The sequence below is a fragment of the Bacillus sp. AFS077874 genome, from assembly GCF_002566505.1.
Lineage (GTDB): Bacteria > Bacillota > Bacilli > Bacillales > Bacillaceae_G > Gottfriedia.
On the sequence record NZ_NUYF01000007.1, the window covers coordinates 18,972 to 28,480 of the forward strand.

The 9,509-nt window shown below is 32.9% G+C and carries 11 protein-coding genes and 1 pseudogene; 4 read left to right on the top strand and 8 right to left on the bottom strand.

Annotation, left to right across the window (positions count from 1 at the left end):
• Positions 1 to 244: 244 nt before the first annotated feature.
• Positions 245 to 466 (top strand): annotated as a pseudogene (locus COJ46_RS06175) (hypothetical protein); the annotation flags it as partial.
• Between the two features lie 301 nt (positions 467 to 767).
• Here the strand turns inward: COJ46_RS06175 and COJ46_RS24410 are convergent.
• The 3 genes from COJ46_RS24410 to COJ46_RS06190 form a co-directional block, all read right to left on the bottom strand.
• A complete protein-coding gene (locus COJ46_RS24410; protein ID WP_098565754.1) occupies positions 768 to 1,121 on the bottom strand; it encodes a HesB/IscA family protein in 354 nt (117 codons plus the stop codon).
• Entirely contained in the window at positions 1,122 to 1,988 is an 867-nt protein-coding gene (dapF, locus tag COJ46_RS06185) for a diaminopimelate epimerase (protein WP_097976369.1), read from the bottom strand.
• Between the two features lie 348 nt (positions 1,989 to 2,336).
• Entirely contained in the window at positions 2,337 to 2,573 is a 237-nt protein-coding gene (locus COJ46_RS06190; RefSeq protein WP_056468696.1) for a YuzB family protein, read from the bottom strand.
• Positions 2,574 to 2,769: 196 nt separating this feature from the next.
• Between COJ46_RS06190 and COJ46_RS06195 the strand changes: the two genes are divergently transcribed.
• A complete protein-coding gene (locus COJ46_RS06195; RefSeq protein ID WP_069034814.1) occupies positions 2,770 to 3,837 on the top strand; it encodes an NAD(P)/FAD-dependent oxidoreductase in 1,068 nt (355 codons plus the stop codon).
• Between the two features lie 70 nt (positions 3,838 to 3,907).
• Here COJ46_RS06195 and COJ46_RS06200 read toward each other — a convergent pair whose 3' ends face one another.
• From COJ46_RS06200 to COJ46_RS06210, 3 genes are all read right to left on the bottom strand, one after another.
• Positions 3,908 to 4,873 (bottom strand): SPFH domain-containing protein, encoded by a 966-nt coding sequence (locus tag COJ46_RS06200; RefSeq protein ID WP_217993265.1) that lies wholly within the window; start codon positions 4,871 to 4,873, stop codon positions 3,908 to 3,910.
• Between the two features lie 15 nt (positions 4,874 to 4,888).
• Entirely contained in the window at positions 4,889 to 5,308 is a 420-nt protein-coding gene (locus COJ46_RS06205) for an NfeD family protein (protein WP_097976365.1), read from the bottom strand.
• A gap of 232 nt (positions 5,309 to 5,540) precedes the next feature.
• Entirely contained in the window at positions 5,541 to 5,843 is a 303-nt protein-coding gene (locus COJ46_RS06210; protein ID WP_097976363.1) for a DUF1462 family protein, read from the bottom strand.
• 122 nt (positions 5,844 to 5,965) lie between these two features.
• Here COJ46_RS06210 and COJ46_RS06215 point away from each other — a divergent pair, with 122 nt between their 5' ends.
• Complete coding sequence (locus COJ46_RS06215) at positions 5,966 to 6,193, top strand: NifU family protein (RefSeq protein ID WP_025671774.1); 228 nt, start codon at positions 5,966 to 5,968, stop codon at positions 6,191 to 6,193.
• A gap of 42 nt (positions 6,194 to 6,235) precedes the next feature.
• Here COJ46_RS06215 and yutH read toward each other — a convergent pair whose 3' ends face one another.
• Entirely contained in the window at positions 6,236 to 7,234 is a 999-nt protein-coding gene (yutH, locus tag COJ46_RS06220; RefSeq protein ID WP_097976393.1) for a spore coat putative kinase YutH, read from the bottom strand.
• 721 nt (positions 7,235 to 7,955) lie between these two features.
• On the opposite strand from yutH, the gene COJ46_RS06230 reads away from it, so the two are divergent.
• Positions 7,956 to 8,477, top strand: coding sequence for a phosphatidylglycerophosphatase A family protein (locus tag COJ46_RS06230; protein WP_097976362.1), 522 nt, complete (start codon positions 7,956 to 7,958; stop codon positions 8,475 to 8,477).
• A gap of 116 nt (positions 8,478 to 8,593) precedes the next feature.
• Here the strand turns inward: COJ46_RS06230 and COJ46_RS06235 are convergent, their stop codons facing one another.
• The gene (locus COJ46_RS06235) at positions 8,594 to 9,364 is read right to left on the bottom strand and encodes a TIGR01457 family HAD-type hydrolase (RefSeq protein WP_097976360.1); all 771 of its coding nucleotides are present in this window, start codon (positions 9,362 to 9,364) and stop codon (positions 8,594 to 8,596) included.
• Between the last annotated feature and the right edge of the window lie 145 nt (positions 9,365 to 9,509).

Genomic DNA, 9,509 nt, shown 5'->3' on the forward strand with positions numbered 1-9,509 from the left:
ATTAGTACATAAGTGAGCAAACGATTATATAGGGATATTTGTCTAAATATTTCGTAATAATTGTCACAAAATGTTAACAATTAGCCTATAACAATATTAAAGTTTTTTGTGTAAGATTTCAAGCATAAATCTAATCGGTAGAATTCTCAAAATATTAAGCGAAATTGGTTATTTATTAATCCACACCTCAGTTAATCGGTATAAAATATGATATTATTCTATTATAGATGACATGCATTTATACATTGTTAACTCACGCATGGAAACAAATAGTCCAGGTATTTATGCTGCTGGCGATCTTTGTACATATGATGGAAAAGTTAAGCTAATTGCTTCTAGATTTGGTGAAGCACCAACAGCAATCAACCATGCTAAAACATATATTGATTCAACTGCGAAAGTACAACCAGGTCATAGTTCTTCAATGTTCAAAAATATAAGATTAAATCATAAGGACTTTTTATAGGCAGTCTTTTTTTTATCTTACTTGTGATACATTGAACAAAGTACAACATAATTCGTGAACCATTTCACAACCAACTTCTTAAAAAACCAATTCAAATTTTTATCTACACTATATAATAGTACACAACTTCAAAAAAGATTCAATAAATTACCTTGAATTTGTAAAAATATTAACAATTAAGAATTTTGCCTAGTTTGTATAATAGAAAAAATAGGATACAAACGTATCCTATCAGTGTTTAGACAAAGTACTAAAAACTTGATTTTCAGACTGATTGCAAGCGCTTGGCGGGCAGTCTGAATTAGCACTCTTCAGGTGTACCTGCATTCGTAGCTGTTCTAAAACTAGAACCACATCCACATGATGCGATTGCATTTGGATTTTCGATTGTAAATCCTCCACCTAGTAATGACTCCTTGAAATCAATTACAACTCCCTTTAAAATTGGAGCACTTTCATTATCAATTAAAAACTTAATGCCATGATATTCTAATTCTGTGTCATCATCATTTTTTTGTGGATCGAAACCAAGTCCATATGAAAGTCCAGAGCAACCTCCACCTTTTACTCCTAAGCGTACAAAAGTGTTTTGATCTTCTTCGTTTTCAATCATTTCTTTAATTTTTAAACCTGCTTGTTCAGTAACTGTAATCATTTATTTCACTCCTCTTTGAGTATAGTATATGCCTTCTGTTATTGTAACTGCTGGGCCTTTCATCCATACATCCCCATCAGCAGACCAAGTAATTTGTAAATCTCCACCTTGGAGGTGAACAGTTATCGGTTCATCTCGTTTATATTTACCTTCTTGTATCATAGCGACTGCTGCAGCACAAGCTCCTGTTCCACAGGCCTGAGTTACACCAGAACCTCGCTCCCATACAACGAAATTTATCTCATTATGCGGCAAACATTCGATAAATTCAACATTTACGCTTTCCGGAAATAAATCATGTTTTTCAACAATTGGACCTAAAGTTGTTAACGGTGCCTTTTTTATATCAGTTACTTCAAAAACAGCATGTGGATTTCCCATCGAAACTGCTGAAAATTCATAGCTTTTTTCTTCAAAGAAAATTCTGTCCTTAGCATATTCCTGTTCATCACCAATCATTGGGATTTGTGATCTTTGGAATATTGGTTTCCCCATGTTTACTGTTACATGATTAACAATATTATTTTCAACATGTACTGTCGCTTCAACAATTGTACTGATCGTTTCAATCTTAAATGAAGTATTATATGCAATTCCATGTTCATATGCATATTTAGCTACACATCTAAGACCATTACCACAATTTTTAGCTTCTGACCCATCATTATTAAATACTCGCATTTTTACATCTGCAACTTCTGATGGACAGATTAATATCATTCCATCACTACCAATACCTGTATTAATATTTGAAACTTCAACTGCAAGTTTAGAAAGCTCTTCTTCTCTTAAATTTTCTTCAAACATATTTACATAAATATAGTTATTTCCTAATCCATGCATTTTTGTATAACGAAAAGAATTCATTTTCATGACTCCTTACTTTTTTTATTAATACAAGTATAAAATTTAAATGAATTGAGCACAATAAGAACATCCCCCGTTTCTCGATATAGAAACATTTTAAGAGCTTCACTTAGGTGAATGCTCATTTTTTTTTGCATTAATTTTGCTCAATAATTAAAAATAGTGTACGTAATAAAAATAATATTGGTTAAAGTAATGAATCTAAAGAATAGTAATTTTTCCCTAATATTGAATTGTTTGATTTAGGGAATGTTCGAGAGATGTAAAACGGATTTAAAGGAAGATTAAAATATTGTTGAAATAGCTCGAAAAATAGAAAAAAGCACTGTTAATTATTAACAGTGCTTCTTATATCAACATATTTTCTTCTAAGAAAATATAAATATTATCTACTAGCTCGGTTGCTGTTTCTCCAGTAACTACTTCCCCTTCAACTAGTGCAAAAAGTGATAGACTACATTTTCCACAATATCCAAGGCAGCCATATTCTAGTATGTCTAGATTTGGATCACGTTCAAGCTGTTCTAAAGCTTTTTGTGCACCGTCTGCTAGGTTTTTTATACAAAATTCGACTAATGGTCTCACTATTTTTCACTCCTTGCTCATCATAAAGTTACTCTTTTTTTTTAAAAACGTCAATCCTTTTGAGAATAAATGGAATGAGCATTATTTTACCGAGTTAGGCGTTGTTATTTTAACATAAAATATATATAATATAATTGTCGAAAAATAGAAAAATTTTTTCATTCAACGCTAATAAAACAAAAGGGGAACATCAACTATGAAAAACCTCGTATTACTAGGTGCCGGATATGGAAATATTCGTGCTTTGTCACGTCTATTAACATCTGATTTACCTGAGGATGTTCATATCACATTGATTGATCGAAATTCTTTTCATTGCTTTAAAACTGAGTATTATGCATTAGTTGCAGGTACAGTTCCAGAGCAACACATTAGAATACCATTACCAACTCATGAGAAATTAAAGGTTGTATATGGAGATATTACTACAATCGATACGGCAAACAAGAAAGTAGAATTAAGCAATGGAAAATCAGTTTCTTATGATGATTTAATTATCGGTTTAGGTTGTGAGGATAAATACCATAATGTACCTGGTGCACCGGAACATACTTATAGTATTCAAACAATTGAAAAAACAAGAAACGCTTATGAAAATGTAAACAGTCTACCTCCTAATTCAGTAATCGGTGTTGTAGGTGCTGGTTTAAGTGGTGTAGAAGTAGCTAGTGAACTAAGAGAAAGTAGAAGCGATTTACAAATTTTACTTTTTGATCGTGGAAGCCGAATTTTATCAATGTTTCCAGAAAAACTTAGTTATTATGTACAAAACTGGTTCATTGAGCACGATGTAAAAATTGTTAGCAATTCAAACATTACAAAGGTTGAGAAAAATACTTTATTTAACCATGATGATGAAATTCATTGTGACGCTGTTATTTGGACAGCGGGAATTCAACCAGTTGAAGTTGTCCGCAATTTAGACGTAGAAAAAGACAATACAGGAAGAATCGTTGTAACGAAATATCATCACATGCCAAACGATGAGCATGTTTATGTAGTGGGAGATTGTGCATCATTACCATATGCACCTTCTGCACAGCTTGCGGAAGCTCAAGCAGAACAAATCGTTATGGTTTTACAAAAGAAATGGAAAGGTGAAGACCTTCCAGAAGTAATGCCTAAAATAAAATTAAAAGGTATTATGGGCTCATTAGGTAAAAAACATGGTTTTGGACTATTCAATGAACGCCCACTGCTCGGACGTGTTCCAAGATTAATTAAGTCTGGAATCTTATGGATGTATAAATACCACAATGGTTGATTAACAAATCTTTTTAACAAAATTAATATGCTAAAAAGCCCCTTAACATAATTGCTAAGGGGCTTTTTTTTTATTCTGTTTTATCAGATTTAATAACTTCTTTTACACTTTCAACCATCCCTAAAAGCTTTGTAGCGTCTGTGGGAATAACAAGTTTTGATGCATGACCGTAAGCTACTTTTTCTAATGCTTCCATTGAACGCAATTGAACCATTTCTTTAGTTGGCTCTGCATTTCTCCAAACATCTAACACAAGTTGTTCCCCTCTAGCTTTCGCTTCAGCAAGTTTAATGATTGCTTCCGCTTCCCCTTCAGCGCGTAAAATTTGAGAATCTTTATCTCCTCGAGCTTTTTCAACTTGGCTTAAACGTTCCCCTTCTGCTTCAAGAATTTTTGATTGCTTTTCCCCTTCTGCTTTCAGGATTTTTGATTCTTTTTCACCTTGTGCATTTAATACTTTTTCACGACGTGTACGTTCTGCTTGCATTTGTCTCTCCATCGCATTTTGTATATCAACAGGTGGAATAATATTTCGGATCTCTACACGATTAACCTTCATTCCCCATTTATCAGTTGCTTGGTCAAGAATTGCACGGAGTTTATTATTAACTGTATCACGACTTGTTAAAGTTTCATCTAAATCTAATTCCCCTATTAAGTTACGTAAAGTAGTAGCAGTCAAATTGGAAATCGCAGACAGTGGATTAGCAATTTCGTACTCATGACGCACAACATCAGTTACTTGATAAAAGACAACGGAGTCTACTTGGATACTAACATTATCTTTTGTAATCATTGATTGTGGTGGAAAATCTACCACAGTCTCACGCAATGTTTTTTTACTAGCTACACGTTCAACAAATGGCATTACAACGTGGATTCCACTCTCTAACTTACGATGAAATTTCCCTAATCGTTCTACTAGATATACTTCAGATTGTCTAACAATACGAATACTTGATAATAAAAGTAACACAACAAATAAAACAATAATGCCAATAATAATTGGACCAACCATAGAACTTACATCAGACATAGCACTTCTCCTCAATTAGTTATTTTTCACGTATAAAGTTGCACCTTCTATTTTTGTTACAATTACCTTTTCATTTAAAAATAATGGTTCAGTAGAACGGATTGTCCATTCATCACCATAAACTTTGGTCGTGCCTACTGTATCATCATTTATTTCAACAGAAGCTACAACGACCTCTTTACCAACTAATGCATATACTCCATTTTCTATCGTTTTATGCTGGTGGATTCTTTTTGCAAATTTCTTTGTACTAAGCCACAAAATTAATGCACTAACAATAAAAACGATAAAAGTAAAGGTGTTTGATCCTGTTAAATAATTTACAACTGATGCTAGAATGCTCGCAATACCAATCCACAAGAATACAAAGGTTAACGAAAACATTTCGATAATAATTAATAAAACTCCAATTACAAATAAACTGATCGCAACCATTCCACCCCTCCTCCCAATTCTATATATATGCCAAAAATTGTAATTTATTTGTCTTTACACTTCTATTCTATCATGTAAATCTTCAGCATTTTACATAAAATAGTGAATTTTATTAAAACATTTTAATTTTTTCGGCTAAGAATTAATTACTCAATTTACAATAAGACCACAACAAAAAACATTTTATAATCAATAAAAAACCCCTTACATTTTTGTAAGGGATTTAAATTCATTATAATTCAATAGCGTTATAAACATCTTTTAATTTTGGATTACCTTCACCTACAACATTTCCATTTACTAAAACTACTGGATAAAAAAATTCATCATTTCTTACTCGTTCAGCGAAATCTTCTTTTTCATTATTCACTACATTAAATATATCAATGTATTGAAAATCAAAGGCTAAGTCAGGATATTTTCTTTGAAGTGCAGCTTGAAGCCATTCAAAAGTTTCAATTGATGATGGCATTCCTACACAACTTGCACATATTACTTCAGCTCCAAAAACTTCCACTAAAATTTTATTACTCATTTTCTCCTCCTAGCATACAATAAGGGTGTGTCCGAAAATAATTTCAAACACACAAAGTACTCTGTAATAGATTTTTTCCTCTTAACTGATTATAATAAAATTAGTGAAAGGAGTCGATATGAATGGACATGAAAGAACAAGTACAAGAAGTTTTAGATAAATTAAGACCGTTTTTACTACGTGATGGTGGAGACGTTGATTTAGTTGATATTGAGGATGGAATTGTTAAACTACGCCTTTTAGGTGCATGTGGCAGCTGCCCAAGTTCAACTATTACATTAAAAGCTGGTATTGAGCGAGCTTTATTAGAAGAAGTACCTGGTGTAATTGAGGTAGAGCAAGTATTCTAATATATTTTCAATACTAAAAGAGAGGGTTAAAAACCCTCTCTTTTATTTTAGCCATTTAATTTCACGAATCCCTAACTTAGCAGTTGGTAGTCCGATCAAATCATAAAATCCACCTAGAAAAGATTCAAACTCATTAGTGTTTTCAAGATAATTAACTAACTTACGCTCATACCTTTTCCGATCCGCATCGCTCCTTGCCAAATAATATCCTTCAATTGTTTCAAAATAGTGTACGGGAAAAAGAAGTCTTGCAAATAACAAACGCCACGCAAAAGTAGATAATGGACTTTTCTTTTCATAACCATAAAAAAATGAGAGGATTTTCTTTTGATAATTATCAGGGTTCTCTAAATATTCATCCCTAACCCATTCAGCAAGATCTCTGCTTGGATGATCGTAAATCCATTCAATCGGTACCTTCGCAAAATGAATTTCTTTTTGTCTTCTTTCAGTCATTTTTTGATGACAAATTGTTGCTGCATCAACGACTTGAGGAGTATCATCTAGTTCAGTATCTACAACATATTGAATCGCATTTTCAGTCATTCCGAGATAATAAGGAAAAGATTCAATAAATATTTGTTCGAAAAAATTTTCGGGATGACTATTCACCTTACTTTGCCAAAATCTTTCCAATTGCTCTAACCGTTTTTCCCATAAATTCTTCCATTTCCCAATCCTATTCAATCTTTTCAATTCATCTGAATATTTTTTCCCTCTTAAATGAAAAATCGCAAGTTCTTCACCGTTATTATTACTGCGTTCATTTTGTCTGTTACTCTTAAATAAGGAATAATTATTTCCATCAATCTTACTCACATAGTACCCTTGAACATTTTGAACAAAGGTTGCGACCGATTGATCTCCGGTTGAACTCATAAAATCACTTAAACTCTTCATTTCCTGCAAATCATCTTCTTTTAAATTTCCAATGGGTGCAAGAAAATACACCCTATTCCGCTGCCAAAACATGTAATATGACTGTACTTGAAGTAATTCAGCTGGTTGAATTTGATAATGAGTAAACATGTCTTGAATGATGTTTTGGTTGCGAATAAACATCATCACTCACATCCTTCTTATACCTACTTAATTAATATATATGTCACAAATCTAAAAACCTGTACCCTACTTTTTCACTTTCTATATATAAACCCGAATGGCCATACACAAAAAGGGAGAGAATGACGTAGTATATATGAAATGTGGAGGCGGGTTGGTCAGCCCCGACAAGCATAATACAAAGTCCAAGAAAAGTTGCTTTTTACTTTTATTGGACTTTGGCTTATGACCTCGAGGGGCTACCCGCCGGAACTAGACATCACGAAAATGTGGAAGCGAGTTGGTCAGCCCCGACAAGCATAAGACTAAGGACAAGAAAGGTGCTTTTTACCTTTATTGGCATTAGGCTTATGACCTCGAGGGGCTACTCGCTGGAACTAGACATCACGAAAATGTGGAGGCGGGTTGGTCAGCCCCGACAAGCATAAGACAAAGGCCAAGAACTCGGGTACTATACAAAAATATGTAGGCAAATGGTTCAACAGATAAGACATAAGTAATAAATTATATGTCTCAACAATTTTTTACTATGTTTTAACTTTTTTTATAAAGGGGAATTTTGTTCGATATCGAATCATATATAATTAATCCTCTTATTTCTTAAAAAGAATTTATAATAAAGGTTTTAATTATTTTATGAAATCTCCATTTTAGTTATTTTTATAGTAATTAAATCAATCGATAAGGAAAAGGTGATGAAATGGAATATTTAAATCACGATTTAGAAAAGACTGCATTATCGTTATTAGAAAAAAGAGGTGTTACGCTCGATGACATTGCTGATTTAGTTTACTTTTTACAGAGTAAATATCATGAAAATTTATCTTTGGATGAGTGTAAACACAATGTTGAGAGAGTCTTGACAAAACGTGAGATACAAAATGCCATCATTACTGGTATTGAATTAGATATTTTGGCAGAGCAGGATAAACTACAGGAGCCGTTGTTGGCTATTATCAAAAAAGATGAAGGCCTTTATGGAATTGATGAAATAATTGCCTTATCGATCGTAAATGTATATGGTTCAATTGGATTCACGAATTACGGTTACATCGATAAATTAAAACCTGGAATTTTAGAAAGATTAAATGATAAATCTACAGGCTTAGTAAATACATTTTTAGATGATATTGTTGGAGCGATTGCAGCTGCTGCATCTAGCCGACTTGCTCATCGTGCCGCACATAAAAAGGCTGATCAAATTAAAGCTGAAGATGAATAAAAAAGAGTGGTCTCATAAGTCAATCAACATTTGAGACCACTTTTTCATTTGAAATAACACAAAAACCCCACAAGTAAATTAATTACTAGTGGGGTTTTTTAAGTTTAAATGTTTTCTTAGATATATTTAATCCACTCTTCTAATGAGTCAACTGAATAAGTTGGCTGCGTTTCGTAATTTGACAACATATCCCTTGTCGTTACACCAGTATGAACAATCAATGTGTCAACACCAGTATTAATCCCAGCCATAATGTCTGTATCATAATAATCACCAATCATTAATGTATCCTCTTTTGCAACACCAAGAACTTTTAATGCTTGTTCCATAATAATTGATTCAGGTTTTCCAATAAAAATTGGTTTTACTGTAGTAGATACAGCAATAACAGATGTTAGTGAACCATTTCCAGGTAATAAACCTCTTTCAGTCGGAATCGCTATGTCGCCATTAGTGGAAATAAATGTCGCGCCATTTCTTACAGCTATACAAGCCTTTGCTAATTTCTCGTAATTAATACTACGGTCTAAACCACTAATTACAAAATCAGGATTTTCATCTGTAATTGTTAAGCCAACTTCCTCTAAGGCATATTGTAAGCCCTCTTCACCGATCATATAAACAGTAGCATCTGCCTTTTGTTCTTTTATGTAATTTGCTGTGGCATTACTTGTTGTAAAGACCTGTTCTTTTGTAGTTGGAATATTAAAGGAATTAAGTTTATCAGCAACTTGTTCTGGTCTACGTGTAGAGTTATTCGTTACAAAAAGATAAGGGATATTTTTTTCCTTCAAAGCCTTTATAAAAAGACTAGCTTCCTCAATTTGCTCTTCGCCACGGTACATCGTTCCATCTAGATCAATTAAGTATCCTTTATATTTTTTCATATTGCCACTCCTTACTAGTCAGGCTGTTCACTTCGCAAAAAAACGAACAGTCTAATATTCAAAGTTATTTTTATAGAGAAATAATTCGAAAATTATTCCAGTGTGTAGACAAAGTTCTAAAATTTGATTTTCAGACTGATTGAAA